Raw genomic sequence first — 23031 nt, forward strand, 5'->3', positions numbered from 1 at the left:
ACGTAGATGTCGTCGGTGTAGACGGCCGCGGCGACGGGCACGGTGTTCAGCGCCAGTCGCTCCGGGTCGTAGAGGGGTGCCCAGTCGTCCTTTTCGGCCAGGAGCCGGGCCACGTCCTGCAGCGGGTGCAGGGCCGGGTCCTGCTCGAAATACCAGGGGTACACCATTTCCCCGGTCAGAAGCGGTTCGCCGGCGTCGGGGCGGAACTCGGGGAATTCCTCCAGCACGCGCCAGGCGGCCCAGTTCGTGGCACCGTCCTGGCCGTAAATGGATTCGTGCATCAACGCGTACAACGGGTTCGCGGCCCGGGACACGAGGCCCCTGACCTGCTCCAGGAAGGCGTCGGAGAGACGGTCGCCGCCCGGTGTGGCCACGAAGGCTTCCTCGAGCAGGTGGTGCAGTGCGTCCACCCGGGTGTTGCCGCCCAGGAACGAGCCCACCATCTGGAACCGTTCGACCGTGAGCCGGCCGCCGTCGGGCAGGACCTCCTCCGTTTCCCGCAGGTGCCGGGCGATCCGGGTGACGATGGCCCGGTCCTCGGGATACCAGTCAAAGTATTCGGCGTTCCGGGCCGCGACCCGCTGGAACGTGGCCCGGTACACACGGTCGGCGGAGCCGCCCAGCGGGGCCAGCCCGCCCGTCACGAGGACCTCGCGCAGCCCCTCGGGGGCGAAGGACAGGTAGCTGAGCGCGCAGAATCCGCCGTAGCTCTGGCCGTAGATGGTCCACGGGGCCGAGTCCAGGGCCGCCCGGATGGCTTCGGCGTCGGCGACGATCGAGTCGGCGCGGAAGTGCGTCAGGTAGTCAGCCTGCTCCGCGTCGGTGCCGCGCAGCGGCAGCGTGTTGCGGTCGACGGGCGAGGACAGGCCGGTGCCGCGCTGGTCCAGCATGAGGATCCGGAAGTCCTTGGCGGCGGCCTTGCTCCAGCCACCCAGCGACGGGAACCGGTTTCCACGCCCGCCGGGACCGCCCTGCAGGAAAAGCAGCCAGGGCAGCCCGGCGGCCTCTGCCTCGCTGTGTTCGGTGGACACGTATTCGCGGGCGAACACGGAGATGGTTTCGCCGCGGCGCCCCGCCTCGCTGAAGTGGTCCAGGGGGACCTGGAAGTAGTGTTCCGCGGTCCGCATTCCCCGGTAGGTGTGGCGCGCCCGGACGCTGTGCGGAATTTTGCGCCCGTCGCTGGAGGCAGTCTCCAGCAGGGAGGCTCCCATGAGCCCCGTCATTGGGAGATCAGCCACGGGTTGCCGCCTCGCGGGAACCCGAGCTGGAGCCGGCGGGGGAGCCGGCGCCGGCAACTTCCGGGCGGTCGCCGAAGGCCGTCAGCGCCGCTCCGGTGAGGCGGAAGGTGGACCATTCCTCCATCGGCAGGGCGCCAAGCTTCTTGTAGAAGTTGATGGAGGGCTCGTTCCAGTCCAGGACACTCCATTCGACGCGCGCGTAGCCCCGGTCAACGGCGGTCGCCGCCAGGTGCTGCAGCAGTGCCTTGCCGTGGCCCTCGCCGCGGGCCTCCGGCCGGACGTAGAGGTCCTCGAGGTAGATCCCGTGGACGCCCTCCCACGTGGAGTAGTTCAGGAACCAGAGGGCGAAGCCGCGGACCTCGCCCGCGGAGTTCTCCGCCATGGTGGCGAAGACCTTGGGATGCTCGCCAAAGAGGACCTCGGTAAGCATCCCGGGGGTGTTCCGGACGGCGTCCGGTTCCTTCTCGTAGAGGGCGAGGTCGTGGATCATCTGCAGGATGGCAGGAACGTCATGCGCCGTGGCAGGCCGGATTACACTCATTGTCCGAGTTTACCCGCGGCGCGATGGCCCAGGCTGGGGTACCGGCGCCGGCGACGGCCGCCCCCGTGCCGTCCCGCCCCGTGCCGTCCCGCTTAGAGCCGGTTGACGTCCGTGACGCGGACGACGGCGGTCCCGGACTCGTCCGAGGCCGCCAGGTCGACGTCGGCGGAGATGCCCCAGTCGTGGTTGCGGGCGGGGTCATCGAAGATCTGCCGCACCTTCCACACCCCGGGTTCCTCGGTGATGATCAGCAGCCCGGGACCGCGGGCATCCGGTCCGGTGCCGATGTCGTTGTGCTCATCAAAGTAGTCATCGAGGGCATCTTCCCAGCGCTCGGCGTCCCAGCCGGAGCCGGCGTCGAGCTCGCCCAGGGCGGTGGCGGCCTCATCGGCGAACAGCTCCACGCGGCGGAACATCTCGTTGCGCACCATCACCCGGAAGGCCCGGATGTTGGAGGTCAGCGACGGCGGCGGGGGCGGGGGAGCGTCATGCGGTGTGGGCGCCGCGCCGGAAGTGAGCTCTTCCCATTCGTCCAGCAGGCTGGAGTCCACCTGCCGGACCAGTTCGCCCAGCCAGGCGATGAGGTCCTCCAGGTCCTCGCGGAGGGCATCCTGCGGGACCGTCTGGCGGAGCGCCTTGAAACCGTCGGCGAGGTAGCGCAGCACGATCCCCTCCGAGCGGGCGAGGCCGTAGAACTGGACGAACTCGCCGAAGTTCATGGCGCGCTCGTACATGTCCCGGACCACGGACTTGGGCGCGAGCTCGAAGTCGCCGATCCACGGCGCGGCCTTGCGGTAGACGTCGAAGGCCTCGCCGAGGATCTCGGCGAGCGGCTGCGGGTAGGTGACCTCCTCGAGCATCGCCATCCGCTGGTCGTACTCGATGCCGTCGGCCTTCATCGCCGCGATCGCCTCGCCGCGCGCCTTCTTCTGCTGTGCCGAGAGGATCTGCCGCGGCTTCTCCAGGGTGGCCTCGATCACCGACACCACGTCCAGGGCGTACGACGGCGACTCCGGGTCCAGCAGCTCCAGCGCCGCCAGCGCGAACGGGGACAGCGGCTGGTTGAGGGCAAAGTTTGCCTGCAGATGGACCGTGAGCCGGACCGTGCGGCCGTCGGCACCCTGCTCCGCGGCCGGGATCCGCTCCACGACGCCGGCCGCGAGCAGCTCGCGGTAGATTCCCAGGGCCTTCTTCATGAGCCGCAGCTGGGCCGGACGGGTCTCGTGGTTTTCGGTGAGCAGGCGGCGGGCGGCCTGGAACGGGTCGCCGGGGCGTTCCATCAGGTTCATCAGCATCGCATGCGTCACGGTGAAACTCGATGTCAGCGGATCGGGAACGGACTCGACCAGCCGCTTGTACGTCGGTTCGCCCCAGGACACGAAGCCTTCCGGGGGCTTCTTCTTGACCACCTGGCGCAGCTTCTTCTGGTCGTCGCCGAACTTGGCCGTGGCTTTGGCCATCGCCTTCACGTTTTCCGTCACGTGCTCCGGGGCCTGGACCACCACGGTTCCGGCGGTGTCATAGCCGGCGCGGCCGGCGCGGCCGGCGATCTGGTGGAACTCACGGGAGTTCAGCAGCCGGGTGCGGACGCCGTCGTATTTGCTCAGGGCTGTGAGCAGCACAGTGCGGATGGGCACGTTGATGCCCACCCCGAGCGTATCCGTGCCGCAGATGACCTTCAGCAGGCCGGCCTGGGCAAGCTGTTCGACCAGCCGGCGGTACTTCGGCAGCATGCCGGCGTGGTGAACGCCGATCCCGTGCCGGACCAGGCGGTTGAGGGTCTTGCCGAAGCCTGCTGCGAAGCGGAACCCGGCAATGAGCTCGGCAATCTTGTCTTTTTCCTCGCGGGTGCAGACGTTGATGCTCATCAGGTTCTGGGCCCGGTCGATCGCCTCGACCTGGCTGAAGTGGACCACGTAGACCGGGACCTGCTTGGTGGCGAGCAGCTCCTCAAGGGTCTCGTGCACCGGGGTCTGTTCGTAGTAGTAGTGCAGCGGGATGGGGCGTTCCGCGGAACTGACGGTCGTCGTCGTGCGGCCGGTCAGGTCGCTGAGGCCGTCCTCGAACCGGCTGACATCGCCGAGCGTCGCCGACATCAGCAGGAACTGCGCCTGGGGCAGTTCAAGCAGCGGCACCTGCCACGCCCAGCCGCGCTGCGGGTCCGCGTAGAAGTGGAACTCGTCCATGATCACGGCACCGAGCTGCGCCGCAGAACCTTCACGCAGGGCGATGTTGGCCAGGATCTCGGCCGTGCAGCAGATGATCGGGGCGTCCTGGTTCACGCCGGAGTCGCCGGTGATCATGCCAACGTTGTCGGCGCCGAAGATCTCACAGAGGGCGAAGAACTTTTCCGAGACGAGGGCCTTGATCGGGGCGGTGTAGTAGCTCCGCTGCCCGCGGGCCATGGCCTGGAAGTGCGCGGCGATGGCCACGAGGGATTTCCCGGACCCGGTCGGGGTGGCCAGGATGACGTTTGAGCCGGCGGCCAGCTCCATGATCGCCTCGTCCTGGGCGGTGTACAGGGCAAGGCCGCGGGTCTCGGTCCACTCGACAAACCGGGTGTAGAGCTCGTCCGGGTCCAGGCCCGTCCTGCCGGGGATACGGGCGGCCGGGGCGGGGAGCTGATCAACGAGTTTCATTGCTGTCCAGCTTAGTGCCCGTGTGGTAGCCGCGGCACCGCACGCAGTGCAGGCGCGCGCCGTGAGCCGCCCGCAGCGCAGGCGGCTTCCTTGGCTGGCCCTCGGGCCGGGACTAGGCTTCGGTTAGGACAATGTGCCGGGAACTGGAGGCAGCCATGAAGTGGGATCCGGAGAAATATGTGCAGTTCGGGGACTACCGGGACAGACCATTTTTTGATCTGACCGGTCGGATTCACGCCGAAGCCCCGCGGCACGTGGTGGACCTCGGCTGCGGTCCCGGCAACCTGACCGCGACGCTCGCGGACCGCTGGCCGGGCGCGAAGGTGGTGGGTCTGGATTCGTCGCCGGAAATGCTGGCCACTTCCAAGGACCACGCAGCCGCGGCGGCCAATCTTTCCTACGAGCTTGCCGACATTGAGCACTGGCTGCCGTCCGGGGACACGGACGTGGTGGTCACCAACGCGGCCCTGCAGTGGGTGCCCGGCCACCGAAAGCTCCTGCCACTATGGCTCGATGCCCTCAAGCCGGGCGCCTGGTTCGCGCTGCAAGTGCCGGGGAACTTCAACGCCCCGTCGCACACCCTGATGCGGGAGCTGGCCGATTCCCCGGCCTGGGCGGGGCGGCTCGCCGGGGTGCTCCGCCACGACGACGTGGTGGGGGAGGCATCGGAATATCTGGAGATCATGCTCGACGCCGGTTGTGCCGCCGACGCCTGGGAGACCACGTACCTTCAGCTGCTCCCGGGCGCCGACCCCGTTTTGGAGTGGGTCCGCGGTACCGGACTCAGGCCGGTCCTCGCGGCCCTCCCCGACGACGAGGCCAGGGAGTTCGAGGCCGAGTATTCGGCACGGCTGGACGACGCATATCCGGCAGGCCGGCACGGGACGGTCTTCCCGTTCCGCCGCACGTTCGCGGTGGCGCAGAAAACCGGGTAGGCGGCGTGTCTGCCGCATGACACGAAGCACTCCTGAAGGGGGCTTATAATGACGTGGCGGTGTGGGGCGGCCGTTAAGCTGATCACCATTCCGGGCCCTGGGCTAGTAATGGAGGTTCAGTGCTTATAGGCCTGATGTCGCGGCTGTTGTCCGCGCATAAGGGGACCGTGCTGGCCATCGTCGTGCTGCAGCTCGTGCAAGCCACCGCCAACCTGCTCCTGCCCACCCTGAATGCCGCGATCATTGACGACGGCATCATCGGCGGGGACACCGGGGAGATCCTCCACCTCGGGGCCTGGATGGCCGGAATCGCTGCCGTCCAGGTGATCACGGCCGTCGCGGCCGGATATCTGGGCGCCGTGGTCGCCATGGAGATTGGCGGCCAGCTGCGCGGGGAGCTCTTCGCGAAGGTGCAGTCCTTCTCCTCCCAGGAGGTGGGCCTTTTCGGTGCGCCCAGCCTCGTGACCCGGGCCACCAACGACGTCGCGCAGATCCAAAACCTCGCCGTCCTAATATTCATCATGCTGATTGCCGCGCCGGCGATCTTCATCGGCGGCATCGTGCTGGCCGTGCACCAGGACGTGGTGCTGTCCTGGATTGTGGTCGTGGTGATCCCGGTCCTGACGGTGATCATGACGGTGATCGTCCGCCGCCTGATTCCCCTGTACCGCCAGGGCCAGGGCCTCCTGGACCGGATCGGCCGGGTGCTGCGGGAGCAGATCATCGGTGCGAATGTCATTCGCGGCTTTGTCCGGCAGGACCACGAGGTCCGCCGGTTCGATGAAGCCAACAAGGACCTCACCCGGAACAATCTGCAATCCGCCCTCCTGGTGGCGGCGATGATGCCGATGATCATGTTCGTGGTCAACATCTCGTCCGTGTTCGTGGTGTGGTTCGGCGGCCATCGCATCGACGCCGGCGAAATGCGGCTGGGGGCGCTGACGGCGTTCATCGCCTACATCCTGCAGATCCTGATTGCCATCATGATGGCAATGTACGTCTTCATGACCGCCCCCCGGGCGGCGGCCTGCGCGGAACGGATCCGCGAGGTGCTGGACACGGAACCGGCCATCGCGGATCCGGCCGTTCCCGCCGGGGCCGCCCCTGCCACCATTCCAGCCGGTGGGGCCGGTGTGGCGGGCACCGCCGGCGCCCCGGGCCGCTCCGGCGCTGTCGAGTTCCGGAACGTGTCCTTCGCCTACCCCGGCGCCGAAGCACCCGTGCTGGACGGCGTCTCCTTCACCGCCAGGGCCGGCACCACGACGGCGATCATCGGCGCGACCGGCAGCGGCAAGACGACACTCCTGAACCTGCTGCCCCGTTTCCTCGACACGACGGCCGGAGAGATCAGCATCGGCGGGGAGAACGTGCGGTCGATGCCCCTGGACGTCCTGCGCGGCCTGATCACAATAGTCCCGCAGCAGTCCTACCTGTTCGCGGACACGGTCGCGGGGAACCTCCGGTTCGGGGCGCCCGCCGCGAACGAGCCCGAAATATGGCAGGCGCTCGAAGCTGCCCAGGCCGCCGACTTTGTCCGCGCCCTGCCGCTCGGGCTCGACACGCCCGTAAGCCAGGGCGGCACCAACTTCTCCGGCGGCGAACGGCAGCGCCTGTGCATCGCGCGGGCCCTGCTCAAGCGGGCCCCTGCCTACCTCTTCGACGACAGCTTCTCGGCTCTGGACTACGGCACCGACATCAGGCTCCGGGCGGCGATCGAGCCGCTGCTGCGCTCGGCGACCGTGCTGATCGTGGCCGAGCGGGTGTCAACAATCGTGGACGCCGGGCTGATCCTGGTACTGGAGGGCGGACGGGTCGTCGCACAGGGCACGCACAGCGAACTCATGGAGTCCTCGCCCAGCTACCAGGAAATTGCCGCGTCCCAGCTGGTGCTGGAGGAAGCCCCATGAGCCGCGCGCGGGCACACCGCGCCGGGACCGTTGCGGGACCCGGCGTGCCGGAGCGCATCAAATGGCACACCGCCGCCCGGCTGCTTGGCCTGCTGCTGCCGCTGAAGTGGCGGATGGCCGGCGTCATCGCCGCGACCTGCGCGTTCGTGACACTCAACGTGGCGGCGCCCAAGGTGCTGGGCGACGCCACCGACGTCGTCGTCGACGGCTTCCTGGGCGGCTCCCTCGACGAGCAACAGCTGGCCGAGCGGCTGCTGGCCGTTTCGGCCATGTACGTCGGGGCATCGTTGTTCAGCTGGATCCAGGGCAGCCTGACCGCCACCGCGGTGCAGCGCCTCAGCTACGGCCTCCGCGGCTCCGTGGAACAAAAACTGCATGTGCTGCCGTCCAGCCATTTCGAGGAACAGCGCCGCGGCGACGTGCTCAGCCGGGCAACGAACGACGTCGACAATATCTCTCAGGCGCTCAACCAGCTCCTCAACCAGCTCATCATGGCCATCCTGATGCTCTCGGCCGCTCTCGCCATGATGCTGTGGCTCTCGCCGCTGCTGGCTCTGATCGCGATCCTCTCGGTGCCTGTGTCCACGATGATCACCGTGCTCGTGGCCCGGCACTCCCAGGCGCACTTCAAGGAGCAGTGGAGCAGCACGGGGGCACTGCACGCTCAACTCGAGGAATTCTTCACCGGGCATGAAGTGGTCAAGGCCTTCGGCCGGCAGGAAGAGTCGGCGGCGAGCTTCCGGGAGCGCAACGAGAAGCTCACGCGATCGAGCACCCGCGCCCAGTATTTGTCCGGCATCGTGCAGCCGCTGCTGGTGTTTGTCGCCAACCTCAACTACATCGCGATTGCTGTTGTGGGGGCGCTGCAGGTCACCGCGGGGCTCTTGACAATCGGCGGCATCCAGGCCTTCGTCCAGTTCTCCCGTCTCTTTAGCCAGCCGGTGAGCCAGATCGGCGGCATGCTGACCCTCGTGCAGTCCTGCCTGGCCTCGGCGGAGCGGGTGTTTGAGCTGCTGGACGCCCCGGAGATCCCTGCGGACAGCGCCGTGCCGGCCGTGCCGGCCGTTTCGGCCAACGGCGCCGGCAAGCTGCAAGGCGCCACGGCCGCGCGAAAGCTCCATGTCCCGCGCAAATCCTCCAACGGACGCAAAGCCCCTGCCCCGGGCACGCCCGGCGACCTGCTGGATCCCGGCGCAGTGGCGGGCCGGGTCACGTTCGAGCGCGTCAGCTTCAGCTACAGCCCCGGCACCCCCGTGGTGAAGGACCTCTCCTTCACGGTGGACCCGGGACAGACCGTGGCGATCGTGGGACACACCGGTGCCGGCAAGACCACTCTGGTCAACCTTCTGATGCGCTTCTACGAACTCGACTCCGGCCGGATCCTGGTGGACTCGACGGACATCGCCACCATCCCGCGGGACGAGCTGCGGCGCGCCTTCGGAATCGTCCTGCAGGATGCCTGGCTGTTTACCGGCAGCATCCGGGAGAACATCGAATACGGCCGGCCCGGCGCCACCGAAGCCGATATCGTCGCGGCGGCCCGCGCCAGCCACGTGGACCAGTTTGTCCGGTCCCTACCGGCCGGCTACGCCACGATGCTCGGCAACGACGGCGACTCCCTGAGCCGGGGCCAGCGCCAGCTCGTCTCGATCGCACGGGCGCAGCTCGCCGGGCGCAGCATCATGGTGCTGGATGAGGCGACGAGCTCCGTCGACAGCCGCACTGAGGTGCAGATCCGGCATGCCATGGAGCGGCTGCGGCACGGTCACACAAGCTTCGTGATCGCGCACCGTTTGTCCACGGTCCGGGACGCTGATCTAATTCTCGTCATGGACCACGGACGAATCGTTGAACACGGCACCCACCAGCAGCTGGTGGCCCGGCAGGGGCTCTACAAGGATTTGTACGACGCCCAGTTCGCCGGCCGCGAACAGGTCCCGGCCGTCCAGGAGGCCGAACAGTGAGCCCCGCGGACGCCGCGGGGGAGCGTTTTCCCGGATCCTGGCGGACCAATCCGGCCAGCTCCGTCCCGCTCTTCGAACAGCTGCGGCTCTACGTGATCGAACGCGCCGACAACGGCACACTCGCGCCGGGCACCAGGCTTCCGGCCGTGCGGAGCCTCGCCGGCGAACTGGGCGTCGCCCCACACACCGTGGCGCGGGCCTACAAGGAACTCGAGGCCGCCGGCGTCGTAGTGACGAAGGGTCGCAACGGGACCGTGGTGTGTGCCCGCGATGCCGCCTGGAGTTCGCTGTCCGCCGCCGCCGCCGAGTTCGCCGCGGCCGCCAAAGCCCAGGGCGCCAGTTTCGCCGAGGCCGTGCAGCTGCTGGCCGCCGCCTACGACCGCCAATAGCACATCCGGCGCCGCCCGTGCCGCGCGGAATAGTTTTTCGAAGAAGTTTTCGATTAGCATTAGATTCGTGCCTAAAGCTGTAGCTGAAGATCCAGCCGTTGAAGTCCATTCCGCCGTCGAGCCGCTGGCAGTCCGGGATGCGGCCCCGTCCCGCCCCGTCCTGAAGCGTCCGGACATGACGCGCCTTGTCGTCAAGGGCGCCCGCGAGCACAACCTGCGCAACGTGGACCTGGACCTGCCGCGTGATGCCATGATCGTTTTCACCGGCCTGTCCGGCTCCGGAAAGTCCTCCCTCGCGTTCGACACCATCTTCGCCGAGGGCCAGCGCCGCTACGTCGAATCCCTCTCCGCCTACGCCCGGCAGTTCCTGGGCCAGGTGGACAAGCCCGACGTCGACTTCATCGAAGGCCTCTCGCCGGCGGTGTCCATCGACCAGAAGTCCACGTCCAAGAACCCGCGCTCGACCGTGGGAACCATCACCGAGATTTACGACTACATGCGCCTGCTCTGGGCCCGTGTGGGCAGGCCGCACTGCCCCGTCTGCGGGGAGCCCGTGACCAAGCAGACCCCGCAGCAGATCGTCGACCAGCTGCTCGAGCTCCCGGACGGCACCCGCTTCCAGGTGCTGGCACCCGTCGTCCGCGGCCGCAAGGGCGAATTCGTGGACCTCTTCAAGGAACTCACCGCCAAGGGCTACTCGCGGGCCCGGGTGGACGGCGAGCTCGTCCACCTGAGTGATCCGCCGAAGCTGGGCAAGCAGTTCAAGCACACCATCGAAGTCGTGGTGGACCGCCTCGTGGTCAAGGAAGGCATCAGCCAGCGCCTGACCGACTCGGTCGAAACCGCCCTCGGACTGGCGGAGGGCCGCATATTGGCCGAATTCGTCGACCTCGAAGCAGACGATCCCGAGCGGATCAGGGCGTTCTCAGAACACCTGGCCTGCCCCAACGAGCACCCCCTGGCGATCGACGAGATCGAGCCCCGTTCCTTCTCATTCAACAACCCTTTCGGCGCCTGCAGCGCGTGCAGCGGCATCGGCACCAAGCTGGAGGTCGACGAGGAACTCCTCATCCCCAACCCGGAGCTCTCGCTCTCCGAGGGGGCCATTGCGCCGTGGTCCCTGGGCACCGCCACCACGGAGTACTGGAACCGGCTGCTGGCCGGCCTGGCCGAGGAACTCGGCTTCTCCATGACGACGGCGTGGGAGAAGCTCGACACCGGCGTCCGGCAGACCGTCCTGCACGGCAAGGACCACAAGGTGGTGGTGCAATACCGCAACCGCTTCGGCCGTGAACGCAAGTACAGCACAGGCTTTGAGGGCGTCGTGCAGTACGTCCACCGCAAGCATGGCGAGACCGATTCCGACTATGCGCGCGACCGCTACGAGGAATACATGCGCCAGGTCCCGTGCCCGGCCTGCAACGGTGCCCGGCTGAACCCTGCGTCGCTCTCGGTGCTGATCAACGGAAAGTCAATCGCCGAGGTCGCCGCGCTGCCCATGCGGGAATGCGCCGGCTTCCTCGAAAACCTCGTCCTCACCGGCCGCGAGGCCCAGATCGCCCACCAGGTCCTCAAGGAAATCCAGGCCCGCCTGACCTTCCTCCTCGACGTCGGACTCGAGTACCTGAACCTGGAGCGGCCCTCCGGCACCCTGTCCGGCGGCGAAGCCCAGCGCATCCGTTTGGCCACCCAGATCGGCTCCGGCCTCGTGGGCGTGCTGTACGTCCTCGACGAGCCCTCGATCGGCCTGCACCAGCGGGACAACCGCCGCCTGATCGAGACACTCACCCGGCTCCGGGACCTCGGCAACACCCTGATCGTCGTGGAGCATGACGAGGACACCATCCACGAGGCCGACTGGGTGGTGGACATCGGACCGGGCGCCGGCGAACACGGCGGCATGGTGGTCCATTCCGGGTCCTACCAGGAGCTGCTGGAAAACACGGATTCGCTCACGGGCGATTACCTCTCCGGCCGGCGGAAAATCGAGATCCCGAAGAAGCGGCGCAAATACGACAAGAAGCGCGAGCTCAAGGTGGTCGGGGCGAAGGAGAACAACCTCCTGAACATCGACGCCAGTTTCCCGCTGGGCCTCTTCACCGCCGTCACCGGCGTCAGCGGCTCGGGCAAGTCCACCCTGGTCAACGAGATCCTCTACAAGGTCCTCGCCAACAAGCTCAACGGCGCCAAGCAGGTGGCCGGCAGGCACAAGTCCGTCCAGGGCCTCGAACACCTGGACAAAGTGGTGCACGTCGACCAGAGCCCCATCGGCCGCACCCCGCGCTCGAACCCGGCCACGTACACCGGCGTGTTCGACAACATCCGAAAGCTCTTCGCCGAAACCACCGAGGCCAAGGTCCGCGGCTACCTGCCGGGCCGGTTCTCCTTCAACGTCAAGGGCGGCCGCTGCGAGGCCTGCTCCGGCGACGGCACCCTGAAGATCGAGATGAACTTCCTGCCGGACGTCTACGTCCCCTGCGAGGTCTGCCACGGCGCCCGGTACAACCGCGAAACCCTGGAGGTCCACTACAAGGGCAAGACCATCGCGGACGTGCTGAACATGCCCATCGAGGAAGGGGCCGAGTTCTTCGCGGCCTTCTCGCCGATCGCACGGCACCTCAACACGCTCGTCGACGTCGGCCTTGGCTACGTCCGGCTGGGCCAGCCCGCCACCACGCTCTCCGGCGGCGAGGCCCAGCGCGTGAAGCTCGCAGCCGAGCTCCAGAAACGTTCCAACGGCCGCAGCGTCTACGTCCTGGACGAGCCCACCACGGGCCTGCACTTCGAGGACATCCGCAAGCTCCTCATGGTGCTCCAGGGCCTCGTGGAGAAGGGCAACACGGTGATCACGATCGAACACAACCTCGACGTCATCAAGAGCGCCGACTGGATCGTGGACCTTGGCCCCGACGGCGGGTCCGGTGGCGGCCGTGTGGTCGCCTCCGGCACCCCCGAGCAGGTGGCCAAGTCGAGCGAGAGCCACACGGCCGCGTTCCTCGCCGAGCTCCTCGCCTGAACACCGGCCGCCAGGGACCGTGCGGCGGGGCAGGTAAGCTTCCGCCGCGCGCGTCCCCGCCCCGCAGGGTTTTCACCGGATGTATCCGCTGATGTATCGCGTGATGTATTCCCGATGTATTCCCGTAGGAGCATGCGAATTTCTGGCAACAGCACACTCGTGAGAAACTAAGCCGGTGACGCATACAACAGTGCCCGTGATCTTCGACCTTGACGGCACTCTTGTCGATCCCGCCGGGGGTATTACCGACGGTATCGCCGCGGCCCTCATCGAGCTTGGCCTGCCGGTTCCGGACAATTCCCGGATGGACGCCATGATTGGGCCCAAGCTCAGCCATTCCCTGACGGAAATCGCCGGCGTTCCGGCCGCACAGCTGGAAGACGCCATCCGCATCTACCGCGCGCACTACGCATCCACAGGAATAGCGCAGAGCAGGCTGTACCCGGGGATCCGCGGCCTCCTCGAGGACTTCGTCGCCGCGGGGCGGCCCATCGCCGTCGCGACCCAGAAGCCGGAAGGGCTTGCCCGCACTGTCCTGGCGCACCACGGCATCGCCGGACTCTTCCACAGCATCCGGGGCTCCGCCGCCGACGAGGCCGCCAGCCCGGGAGCGGGCTCGGTGCCCGACGGCTCCGTTCCCGCAGGCTCTGTTCCCGCAGGCTCTGTTCCCGAAGGCAAAGCCGGCATCGTCGCCGCCGCGCTCTCGGACCTCGCTGCCGCGGACCCTGCGGCCGCCGGCCGGGCCGTGATGGTGGGGGACCGGGCGCAGGACGTCGCCGGGGCCGCTGCGAACGGACTGGACTGCATCGGCGTAGGCTGGGGGTTTGCGCCCGACGGCGAACTGCACGCGGCCGGTGCCGTCGAGATCGTGCACAACACCGAGGCGCTTCACGCGACGATCAACCGGCTCTCCGAACGCCCGGGGACCACAGCCCTGAACGAGGTGCACACCGATGGCAATGTTTGACGCAATCCGCTGGACCACGCGGGGGCTGGTAACCACCACGTGCCGTCCCACGGTCATCGGCCTGGAAAACGTGCCCAAGGACGGACCGTTCATCGTGGCACCGAACCACCTCTCGTTCCTGGACAGCGTGATCGTCCAGGCGCTCATGCCGCGGCCCGTGGCCTTCTTCGCGAAGGCTGAGTACTTCACCACTGGCGGCATCAAAGGCAAGGCCATGAAGTCCTTCTTCGAGGCTGTGGGCTCCATCCCGGTGGAACGCGGCGAGCAGGCGGCGAGCGTCCAGGCGCTGAAAACGCTGCTGGACATCCTCGACTCCGGCAAGGGCGTGGGCATCTATCCCGAAGGCACCCGCTCCCGCGACGGCATCCTGTACCGCGGCCGCACCGGCGTCGGCTGGCTGGCCCTGACCACCGGCGCGCCCGTAATCCCGGTGGGCCTGATCGGCACCGAACATCTGCAGCCCGCGGACAGCAAGTCCGTCAAACCGCAGCACTTCACCATGAAGGTCGGCGAGCCGCTGTACTTCGAGAAAACCGGACCGGACCATTCCCTGCCGGCCCGCCGCCAGGTCACGGACCGCATCATGGACGCAATCGCGGACCTGAGCGGCCAGGAACGCTCCACCAGCTACAACCAGAGCAAGTCAGCCGAATAGCGCGCAGCTTCCTGCTCCCCGCCTCCGCCGGGCATGTTGCGGTGCACGTGCAACGGCACCGCCGGCGGCTCAGTAGACTTGATGTGTGGCAGATCCAGCGAGTTACCGACCCCAGACGGGTGAAATTCCGACCAATCCGGGCGTGTACCGCTTCCGCGATCCGCACGGCCGGGTCATCTACGTCGGCAAGGCCAAGAACCTCCGTGCCCGGCTGAACACCTATTTCGCCAATCCCGCCGGACTCATGCCCAAAACCTATGCGATGGTCCACACGGCCAGCAGCGTCGAATGGACCGTGGTGGGCAGCGAACTCGAGTCGCTGCAGCTGGAATACACCTGGATCAAGGAATTCACGCCCCGCTTCAACGTGATGTTCAGGGACGACAAAAGCTACCCGTACCTCGCCGTGACGATGGGGGAGAAGTACCCGCGCGTCCAGGTGCTGCGCGGCGACCGGCGCAAGGGGACCCGGTACTTCGGCCCGTACACCGCCGGCGCGATCCGGGACACCATGGACACCCTGCTGCGCGTGTTCCCGGTCCGCAGCTGCAGCGCCGGGGTGCTGAAGCGCGCCGAAGCCAGCGGCCGGCCCTGCCTGCTCGGCTACATCGACAAATGTTCCGCGCCGTGCGTCGGCCGGATCTCCGCCGCCGACCACCGCGCCCTGGCCGAGGATTTCTGCACGTTCATGGGCGGCGAAGCCAAGCCCTTCGTCAACCGGCTGGAACGGGAGATGGCCGCGGCAGTCGCCGAGCTCGACTACGAACGCGCGGCCCGGCTGCGGGACGACATCGTGGCGCTGAAGAAGGTCTTCGAACGTAACGCCGTCGTCCTGGCCGAGGGCACGGACGCCGACGTCTTCGCCCTGCACGAAGACGAGCTCGAGGCCGCCGTGCAGGTCTTCCACGTCCGGGGCGGACGGATCCGTGGCCAACGCGGCTGGGTGGTGGAAAAAGTCGAGGACTCCACCACCCCGGAACTGGTCGAACACCTGCTCCAGCAGGTCTACGGCGAGGAAGCCGGGCTCCAGGGCAGGTTGCCCCGGGAAGTGCTGGTGCCTGCCGAGCCCAGCAACGCCCCGGAGCTCGCGCAATGGCTCAGCGGCCTGCGCGGGGCCCGGGTGGACATCCGCGTGCCCCAGCGCGGAGACAAGGCCGCACTCCTGTCCACGGTCCGTGAAAACGCCGAGCACGCCCTCAAACTTCACAAGTCCCGGCGCGCCGGCGACCTCACCATGCGCTCCCAGGCCCTGCAGGAAATCCAGGAAGCGCTCGAGCTTCCCGTGGCGCTGCTCCGGATCGAGTGCTTCGACATCTCACACGTCCAGGGCACCAACGTGGTCGGCTCCATGGTGGTGGTCGAGGACGGCCTGCCGAAAAAGTCCGACTACCGGAAGTTCGCCGTGACCGGGGCCGCGGCCACCGACGACACGGCGGCCATGCATGATGTGCTGACCCGGCGGTTCCGGCACTATCTTCAAGAAAAAGACGAGCAGGCGGCGGCCGCGGCCAAACCGGCGCACCAGGCCGCCCTGGACGCGGCAACCGCCGCGGCGGTCGCGGACTCCACGACGCCAACACCGCGGAGCAAATTCGCCTACCCGCCCAACCTCGTCGTCGTCGACGGCGGCAAACCGCAGGTCAATGCCGCCGCAAGGGCGCTGGAAGAGCTCGGCATCGAGGACGTGTATGTGGTCGGCCTGGCCAAACGGCTCGAAGAGGTGTGGCTGCCGGACAGCGATTTCCCGGTGATCCTGCCACGCGCCTCGGCCGGCCTGTATCTGCTGCAGCGGATCCGCGATGAGGCCCACCGCTTCGCCATCACCTTCCACCGGCAAAAGCGCGGCAAGGCCATGACGGCCTCCGCCCTGGACAGCGTGCCCGGGCTGGGCGAATCCAAGCGCAAGGCCCTCCTGGCGGAGTTTGGCTCCGTCAAGGGGATCAAAGCCGCGACGCAGGACGAACTCACCGGCACCAAGGGGATTGGCCCCTCCCTCGCCGCCGCGATCGTCCGGCACTTCGCTGGCGGCGGCGTCGAGGAAGCCGCCCCGGTTCCTGCCGTCAACATGACCACCGGCGAAATCCTCGACGCTTAGCTAGTGCCGCCAAACTTAGCTAGGGTAAAGACTTGGGTACGGCACGGCAGCGGCATCACCGCGGCCGGCGCGCAAACCTGACAAACAGCAAATCGCACAGGCAGAGATGGGGCTTCACTGATGGCAGAGTCGACGGCAGGATCCGAGACGGATGCGGACGGCATGACACYCGTCAAACCCGTCGAGGCTGAACTGCTCGTGGTGACCGGAATGTCGGGAGCCGGCCGCAGCACCGCCTCGGACGCCCTCGAGGACCATGGCTGGTATGTCGTGGAAAACCTGCCGCCGCAGATGCTCGGCACGCTCGCCGAACTGGTGTCCCGGACGCCGCACTCCATGTCCAAGCTCGCCGTCGTGATGGACGTCCGGAGCAAGGAACTGTTCGTCGACATGCGCGCGGCGCTCCGCGCCCTGGAAGCCACCGGCGTGAGCTTCCGCGTGCTGTTCCTCGACGCCAACGACGACGTCCTGGTGCGCCGCTTTGAGCAGGGCCGCAGGCCCCACCCGCTCCAGGGCGGCGGCCGGATCCTGGACGGCATCGCCGCCGAGCGCGAGCTGGTCCGTGAATTGAAGGACACCGCCGACATCGTCCTGGACACGTCCTCCCTCAACGTCCATGGCCTCGCCACCGCCATCACCGAGCTCTTCAGCGAGACCGGGCCGGTGGCGCTGCGGCTGAACGTCATGAGCTTTGGCTTTAAGTACGGGCTGCCGGTGGACGCCAACTTCGTGGCCGATGCCCGCTTCATCCCCAACCCGCACTGGGTGCCGCAGTTGCGCCCGCACACCGGACTGGACAAGGACGTCAGCGACTACGTGCTGGAGGCCCAGGGCGTCAGCGACTTCGTGGAACGCTACGTCCTGGCCCTTGAACCTGTCCTGGACGGGTACCGGCGGGAGAACAAGCACTACGCCACCATCGCCGTGGGCTGCACCGGCGGCAAGCACCGCTCCGTGGCGGTCGCCGTCGAGCTCTCCCGGAGGCTGGCGCAGTATCCGCGCGTCACGGTGACCACGACGCACCGGGACCTGGGCCGCGAGTAATGGCGCTGCTGACCGGCCCGCTGCCCCTTGTCCCGCCCGCCAGCGCGGCCTTCGCCAGCCAGCAGGACAAAGGCCCGTCCGTCGTCGCGCTCGGCGGCGGCCACGGCCTCTCCGCCTCGCTGTCGGCCCTGCGCCTGCTGACCTCCGAACTCACCGCGGTCGTCACGGTCGCGGACGACGGCGGATCCTCCGGCCGGCTCCGCGAAGAGTACGGCGTCCTGCCGCCCGGTGATCTCCGGATGGCCCTGTCCGCGCTGTGCGACGACACCGACTGGGGCCGCACGTGGCGCGACGTCATGCAGCACCGCTTCGCCCCCGGCAAAGGCCGCGGCGGCTCCCTCGATGAGCACGCGATGGGCAACCTCCTGATCGTCACGCTCTGGGAGCTCCTGGGCGACACCGTCGCAGGCCTGAAGTGGGCCGGCGCCCTGCTCGGCGCGCGCGGCGAAGTCCTGCCGATGTCCAGCGTCCCGCTGACCATCGAGGGCCAGGTCCGGGTCACCGCCCCGGACGGCGCCACGGCACTGCAGACCCTCACCGGCCAGGCCAAGTGCGCGGTGGCAGGGTCCCTGGAGCACGTCCGGCTCTTGCCTGAGAACGCTCCGGCCTGCACCGAGGCACTGACGGCGATCGAGCTGGCCGACTGGGTGATCCTCGGGCCGGGCTCCTGGTACACGTCCGTGCTGCCGCACCTGTTGCTGCCCGAAATGCGCGAGGCCCTCGCCAACACGGCTGCCCGCCGGTGCCTGACCATGAACCTGGCCACAGATACCAAGGAGACGGCCGGCATGTCCGCCGCCGACCACCTCCGGGTGCTGCGCGAATACGCGCCGGAGTTCACGATCGACGTCATCCTGGCCGACCCGGCGTCGGTGCAGAACCTGCCCGACTTCGAGGCGGCGGCAGGAATGCTCGGTGCCGAGGTGGTCTTGGGTAAAGTGGGGGCGTCTGGTCGCCGTCCGGTCCACGATCCGTTGCGGCTGGCGACGGCGTATCACGATATTTTCGGGAATAGTTAGGAAAGGTGCCATGGCACTGACAGCATCAGTCAAGGAAGAACTTTCCCGTCTGGATATCAAGAAGTCCTCAGTCCGCAAGGCCGAGGTATCGGCGATGCTCCGCTTCGCCGGCGGGCTGCACATCATCTCGGGCCGGATTGTGATCGAGGCCGAAGTCGACCTCGCATCGACCGCCCGGCGGCTGCGCGCCGCCATCGCCGAGGTGTACGGCCACCAGAGCGAGATCATCGTCGTCTCCGGCGGCGGCCTGCGCCGCGGCAGCCGCTACGTGGTGCGGGTGGTGCGCGACGGTGAGGCCCTCGCCCGCCAGACCGGACTCCTGGACGCGCGGGGGCGGCCCGTGCGCGGCCTTCCGTCGGTAGTGGTGAACGGCTCCGCCGCGGACGCCGAAGCTGTCTGGCGCGGTGCGTTCCTGGTCCACGGCTCGCTCACCGAGCCCGGCCGCTCCTCGGCCATGGAAGTCACCTGCCCCGGCCCCGAATCGGCCCTGGCCCTCGTCGGCGCCGCCCGCCGCCTGGGTATTCAGGCCAAGGCCCGCGAGGTCAGGGGAGTGGACCGCGTGGTGATCCGCGACGGCGACACGATCGCCGCGCTGCTGACGCGCATGGGTGCCCACGACGCGCTGATGGTCTGGGAAGAACGCCGCATGCGCAAGGAAGTCCGCGCCACGGCCAACCGGCTCGCCAACTTCGATGACGCGAACCTGCGCCGTTCCGCGCAGGCCGCCGTGGCCGCCGGTGCCCGGGTGGACCGCGCCCTGGAAATCCTGGGCGACGACGTCCCGGACCACCTGAAGTATGCCGGTGAGCTCCGGGTCGCGCACAAACAGGCCAGCCTGGACGAGCTGGGCCGGCTCGCCGACCCCGTCATGACCAAGGACGCCATCGCCGGCCGGATCCGCCGGCTGCTGGCCATGGCGGACAAACGGGCCCAGGACCTCGGCATCCCGGGCACGGAAGCCAATGTGACGCCGGAAATGCTCGACGACTAGCCCGCCCCTAGAATCAACAGCAGGAATATCCCGGGGAATGAAATATCCGGGAGCCGCGGCTGGTTGTCGCGGTTGGACCCACCGCAATTTTCCGGATGCCCCGCATCCGGATGCACGATCGAAAGAGTTACCGAACCGGACAACCCGTCCACGACATTGGAGGAATTTGTGACCGAGTACGTACTGCCCGAGCTCGACTATGACTACGCAGCGCTGGAGCCGCACATCTCCGCGAGGATCATGGAGCTGCACCACAGCAAGCACCACGCCGCCTATGTGGCCGGCGCCAACAACGCTCTGGCCCAGCTGGCCGAGGCGCGCGAAAAGGGCGACTTCGCCAACATCAACCGCCTCTCCAAGGACCTCGCGTTCCACACCGGCGGGCACATCAACCACTCCGTCTTCTGGAAGAACCTCTCACCGGACGGTGGCGACAAGCCCGAGGGCGAGCTCGCGGCGGCCATTGACGACGCCTTCGGCTCGTTCGACGCGTTCCGTGCGCAGTTCAGCGCCGCGGCATTGGGCCTGCAGGGCTCCGGCTGGGGCTTCCTGGCCTACGAGCCCATCGGCGGCAACCTGGTCATCGAGCAGCTCTACGATCAGCAGGGCAACGTCGCACTCGGCACCACCCCGCTGCTGATGCTGGACATGTGGGAGCACGCCTTCTACCTGGACTACGTCAACGTCAAGGCTGACTACGTCAAGGCCTTCTGGAACATCGTGAACTGGGCCGACGTCGCCAAGCGCTTCGACGCCGCGCGCAAGAACGCGACGGGTCTCATCACCCTCTAGGCAGGTCCCTATACCCTGCACAGGGTGACGGAATCGACTTCTGTTTGTAACAAACCTCACATTACGGGCCCTTCGGCCCGAAATGTGGACGGACTGCCCCTGCACTTGCGGGGGCAGTCCCGGTTAAACGTAAGATGGATCACGGAAGGCGGTTAGCCTTCAGCAATGTGGCTGGTCGCCCTCCGATCTGGTAATTATCTCTGCCCAATGGCGTGCGGGATCTGTTAGTTGGCTTGAACGCCTTCTCAACTAGTCGTGCTCGCAAGAGCACCAAGGAGACTGAAAACGTGACGACCCGTATTGGCATCAACGGCTTTGGCCGTATCGGCCGCAACTACTTCCGCGCCGCCCTCGCACAGGGCGCAGACCTCGAGATCGTTGCGGTCAACGACCTCACCAGCCCGGAAGCCCTCGCTCACCTCTTCAAGTACGACTCCGTGGGCGGCCGCCTGGCCGAAACCATCGAGGTCAAGGACGGCAACATCGTCGTCGACGGCAACATCATCAAGGTCCTCGCCGAACGTGACCCCGCGAAGCTGCCCTGGGGCGAGCTCGGCGTCGACATCGTCATCGAGTCCACCGGCTTCTTCACGAAGGCCGCCGATGCGCAGAAGCACATCGACGCCGGCGCCAAGAAGGTCCTGATCTCCGCCCCCGCGTCGGATGAGGACATCACGATCGTGATGGGTGTCAATGACGGCCTGTACGACAACGCCACGCACCACATCATCTCCAACGCCTCCTGCACCACCAACTGCCTCGGCCCGCTGGCCAAGGTCATCAACGAGGCCTTCGGCATCGAGCGTGGCCTGATGACCACCATCCACGCCTACACCGCCGACCAGAACCTGCAGGACGGCCCGCACAAGGACCTCCGCCGCGCCCGCGCCGCCGCCATCAACATGGTGCCCACCTCCACCGGTGCCGCCAAGGCAATCGGCCTGGTCCTGCCGGAGCTCAAGGGCAAGCTCGACGGCTACGCCATCCGCGTGCCCGTTCCCACCGGCTCCGCCACGGACCTGACCGTCACGGTTTCCCGCGAGACCACGGTCGCCGAAGTCAACGCCGCCCTCAAGGCAGCATCGGAGACCGAGGAGCTCAGGGGCCTGCTGACCTACACCGACGAGCCGATCGTCTCCTCCGACATCGTCGGCGACCCGGCATCGTCCATCTTCGATTCCGGCCTGACCAAGGTGATCGGCGACCAGGTCAAGGTTGTGTCCTGGTATGACAACGAGTGGGGTTACTCCAACCGCCTCGTGGACCTCACGGAGCTTGTAGCGTCCAAGCTGGGCTAGGGTAAGACTCATGAMATTTCACACCCTCAACGAACTGATCGCTGATGGTGTCCGCGGGCGGTACGTTCTGGTCAGAAGTGACCTGAACGTGCCGCTCGACGGCTCTACAGTGACTGACGACGGCCGCATCAAGGCCTCCCTGCCAGTGCTGGCGAAGCTCACGGACGCCGGTGCCCGCGTGCTGGTCACAGCACACCTCGGCCGCCCCAAGGGCGCCCCGGAGGAGAAGTACTCCCTCAAGCCCGCAGCCGCACGGCTGGCAGAGCTTGCCGGGTTCAAGGTCTCACTTGCCGCCGACACCGTCGGGGAGTCGGCCAAGGAGCTCTCCGCGGCGCTGCAGGACGGCGAAGTGCTGGTCCTGGAAAACGTGCGCTTCGACGCGCGGGAGACCTCCAAGGACGACGCCGAGCGCGGCGCCTTCGCGGACGAGCTGGTCGCCCTCACCGGCGACAACGGCGCCTTCGTCGATGATGCCTTCGGTGCGGTGCACCGCAAGCACGCCAGCGTGTACGACGTCGCCACGCGGCTGCCGTCCTACCAGGGCGACCTTGTCCGCACGGAGGTCGAGGTGTTGCGCAAGCTCACCACGGACACCCAGCGGCCCTACGTCGTTGTCCTCGGCGGTTCCAAGGTCTCCGACAAGCTCGCTGTGATCGACAACCTCCTGGGCAAGGCGGACACGATCCTGGTGGGCGGCGGCATGCTGTTCACCTTCCTCGCCGCCGCGGGTCACAAGGTCGCGGGCAGCCTGCTCGAAGAGGACCAGATCCCGGTCGTCCAGGACTACCTGAAGCGCGCCGCCGACGCCGGTACCGAGTTCGTCGTGCCCACCGATGTTGTGGTGGCGGGCAAGTTCGCCGCCGACGCCGAGCACGAGACCGTTGCCGCCGACGCCATCGAGTCGGGCAGCTTCGGAGCCCAGGGCATCGGGCTGGACATCGGGCCGGTCTCGGCAGCGGCGTTCGCGGAACGGATCAAGGGCGCCCGGACGGTGTTCTGGAACGGGCCCATGGGCGTGTTCGAATTCGCGGCCTTCGCCGGCGGTACCCGGGCCATCGCCCAGGCCCTGACCGAGACGGACGCGTTCACCGTGGTTGGCGGCGGCGACTCGGCGGCAGCGGTCCGGACACTCGGCTTCGCCGATGAGGCGTTCGGCCACATTTCCACCGGCGGCGGCGCAAGTCTGGAGTACCTTGAAGGCAAGGAACTCCCCGGCCTGAGCGTCCTGGACCGTTAGAAGCACTGACCGCTAAAAGCACCGGCATTTGAGCCGGCAGGGCGCCCTCCGCAGGGAACCGGGCGCCCTGCCGGCTGCTCCCACACACCAAGAACTCCTGGAGATCACGTGACCACGTCAACCAACGGTAAATTCGACCGCAAGCCCTTCATCGCCGGCAACTGGAAGATGAACATGGACCACGTCCAGGGCATCACCCTCCTGCAGAAGCTCGCGTGGACCCTGTCCGACGCCAAGCACGACTACAGCCGGGTGGAGGTCGCCGTCTTCCCGCCGTTCACGGATCTCCGCGGCGTCCAGACCC

General features: G+C 67.5%; 18 protein-coding genes. 15 read left to right on the plus strand and 3 right to left on the minus strand.

Going from position 1 to position 23031, the window contains the following annotated elements; all coding sequences use genetic code 11:
• The 3 genes from AC1D1W_RS14550 to AC1D1W_RS14560 form a co-directional block, all read right to left on the minus strand.
• Positions 1-1211: alpha/beta fold hydrolase (locus AC1D1W_RS14550; RefSeq protein WP_476944059.1), on the minus strand; the 1211-nt coding region annotated here is incomplete at its 3' end.
• 19 nt (positions 1212-1230) lie between these two features.
• On the minus strand, positions 1231-1779 hold the full coding sequence (locus AC1D1W_RS14555; protein ID WP_476944051.1) for an N-acetyltransferase family protein: 549 nt from the start codon (positions 1777-1779) through the stop codon (positions 1231-1233).
• 92 nt (positions 1780-1871) lie between these two features.
• Positions 1872-4418, minus strand: a complete 2547-nt coding sequence (locus AC1D1W_RS14560; protein ID WP_243177739.1) for a DEAD/DEAH box helicase — start codon at positions 4416-4418, stop codon at positions 1872-1874.
• 155 nt (positions 4419-4573) lie between these two features.
• On the opposite strand from AC1D1W_RS14560, the gene AC1D1W_RS14565 reads away from it, so the two are divergent.
• The 15 genes from AC1D1W_RS14565 to AC1D1W_RS14635 form a co-directional block, all read left to right on the plus strand.
• Positions 4574-5353: a trans-aconitate 2-methyltransferase gene (locus tag AC1D1W_RS14565; protein ID WP_243177737.1), complete on the plus strand. Its 780-nt coding sequence runs from the start codon at positions 4574-4576 to the stop codon at positions 5351-5353.
• A 134-nt stretch (positions 5354-5487) separates the two neighbouring features.
• Positions 5488-7260, plus strand: coding sequence for an ABC transporter ATP-binding protein (locus AC1D1W_RS14570; protein WP_243177994.1), 1773 nt, complete (start codon positions 5488-5490; stop codon positions 7258-7260).
• A complete protein-coding gene (locus tag AC1D1W_RS14575) occupies positions 7257-9224 on the plus strand; it encodes an ABC transporter ATP-binding protein (RefSeq protein WP_243177735.1) in 1968 nt (655 codons plus the stop codon). The genes AC1D1W_RS14570 and AC1D1W_RS14575 overlap by 4 nt, the downstream gene beginning before the upstream one ends.
• Positions 9221-9613: a GntR family transcriptional regulator gene (locus tag AC1D1W_RS14580; protein ID WP_028276835.1), complete on the plus strand. Its 393-nt coding sequence runs from the start codon at positions 9221-9223 to the stop codon at positions 9611-9613. Before AC1D1W_RS14575 ends, AC1D1W_RS14580 begins: the two co-directional genes overlap by 4 nt.
• Before the next feature lie 67 nt (positions 9614-9680).
• Positions 9681-12629 (plus strand): excinuclease ABC subunit UvrA, encoded by a 2949-nt coding sequence (gene uvrA, locus AC1D1W_RS14585; protein WP_476944052.1) that lies wholly within the window; start codon positions 9681-9683, stop codon positions 12627-12629.
• Positions 12630-12804: 175 nt separating this feature from the next.
• Entirely contained in the window at positions 12805-13596 is a 792-nt protein-coding gene (locus AC1D1W_RS14590; protein ID WP_476944053.1) for an HAD hydrolase-like protein, read from the plus strand.
• Positions 13583-14251 carry a lysophospholipid acyltransferase family protein gene (locus AC1D1W_RS14595; protein WP_026266350.1) on the plus strand — a complete coding sequence of 223 codons (669 nt, stop codon included), beginning with the start codon at positions 13583-13585 and terminating at the stop codon, positions 14249-14251. Before AC1D1W_RS14590 ends, AC1D1W_RS14595 begins: the two co-directional genes overlap by 14 nt.
• 85 nt (positions 14252-14336) lie before the next feature.
• Positions 14337-16346: an excinuclease ABC subunit UvrC gene (gene uvrC, locus AC1D1W_RS14600; protein WP_476944054.1), complete on the plus strand. Its 2010-nt coding sequence runs from the start codon at positions 14337-14339 to the stop codon at positions 16344-16346.
• Positions 16347-16466: 120 nt separating this feature from the next.
• The gene (gene rapZ, locus AC1D1W_RS14605) at positions 16467-17390 is read left to right on the plus strand and encodes an RNase adapter RapZ (RefSeq protein ID WP_476944055.1); all 924 of its coding nucleotides are present in this window, start codon (positions 16467-16469) and stop codon (positions 17388-17390) included.
• The gene (locus AC1D1W_RS14610; RefSeq protein WP_028276839.1) at positions 17390-18409 is read left to right on the plus strand and encodes a gluconeogenesis factor YvcK family protein; all 1020 of its coding nucleotides are present in this window, start codon (positions 17390-17392) and stop codon (positions 18407-18409) included. The genes rapZ and AC1D1W_RS14610 overlap by 1 nt, the downstream gene beginning before the upstream one ends.
• Before the next feature lie 10 nt (positions 18410-18419).
• Positions 18420-19400 (plus strand): DNA-binding protein WhiA, encoded by a 981-nt coding sequence (gene whiA, locus AC1D1W_RS14615; RefSeq protein ID WP_018772999.1) that lies wholly within the window; start codon positions 18420-18422, stop codon positions 19398-19400.
• 168 nt (positions 19401-19568) lie between these two features.
• Positions 19569-20192, plus strand: coding sequence for a superoxide dismutase (locus tag AC1D1W_RS14620; RefSeq protein WP_243177729.1), 624 nt, complete (start codon positions 19569-19571; stop codon positions 20190-20192).
• Positions 20193-20479: 287 nt separating this feature from the next.
• A complete protein-coding gene (gene gap / locus AC1D1W_RS14625) occupies positions 20480-21490 on the plus strand; it encodes a type I glyceraldehyde-3-phosphate dehydrogenase (protein ID WP_476944056.1) in 1011 nt (336 codons plus the stop codon).
• Between the two features lie 10 nt (positions 21491-21500).
• Positions 21501-22727, plus strand: coding sequence for a phosphoglycerate kinase (locus AC1D1W_RS14630; protein ID WP_476944057.1), 1227 nt, complete (start codon positions 21501-21503; stop codon positions 22725-22727).
• Positions 22728-22835: 108 nt separating this feature from the next.
• Positions 22836-23031: triose-phosphate isomerase (locus tag AC1D1W_RS14635; RefSeq protein ID WP_476944058.1), on the plus strand; the 196-nt coding region annotated here is incomplete at its 3' end.

The organism is Arthrobacter sp. P1_B4 (assembly GCF_056406555.1).

Coding starts and splice junctions, on each gene's coding strand:
- AC1D1W_RS14555 (WP_476944051.1), bottom strand. CDS start 1,779: ATGAGTGTAATCCGGCCTGCCACGGCGCATGACGTTCCTGCCATCCTG.
- AC1D1W_RS14560 (WP_243177739.1), bottom strand. CDS start 4,418: ATGAAACTCGTTGATCAGCTCCCCGCCCCGGCCGCCCGTATCCCCGGC.
- AC1D1W_RS14565 (WP_243177737.1), top strand. CDS start 4,574: ATGAAGTGGGATCCGGAGAAATATGTGCAGTTCGGGGACTACCGGGAC.
- AC1D1W_RS14570 (WP_243177994.1), top strand. CDS start 5,488: ATGTCGCGGCTGTTGTCCGCGCATAAGGGGACCGTGCTGGCCATCGTC.
- AC1D1W_RS14575 (WP_243177735.1), top strand. CDS start 7,257: ATGAGCCGCGCGCGGGCACACCGCGCCGGGACCGTTGCGGGACCCGGC.
- AC1D1W_RS14595 (WP_026266350.1), top strand. CDS start 13,583: ATGGCAATGTTTGACGCAATCCGCTGGACCACGCGGGGGCTGGTAACC.
- AC1D1W_RS14610 (WP_028276839.1), top strand. CDS start 17,390: ATGGCGCTGCTGACCGGCCCGCTGCCCCTTGTCCCGCCCGCCAGCGCG.
- whiA (WP_018772999.1), top strand. CDS start 18,420: ATGGCACTGACAGCATCAGTCAAGGAAGAACTTTCCCGTCTGGATATC.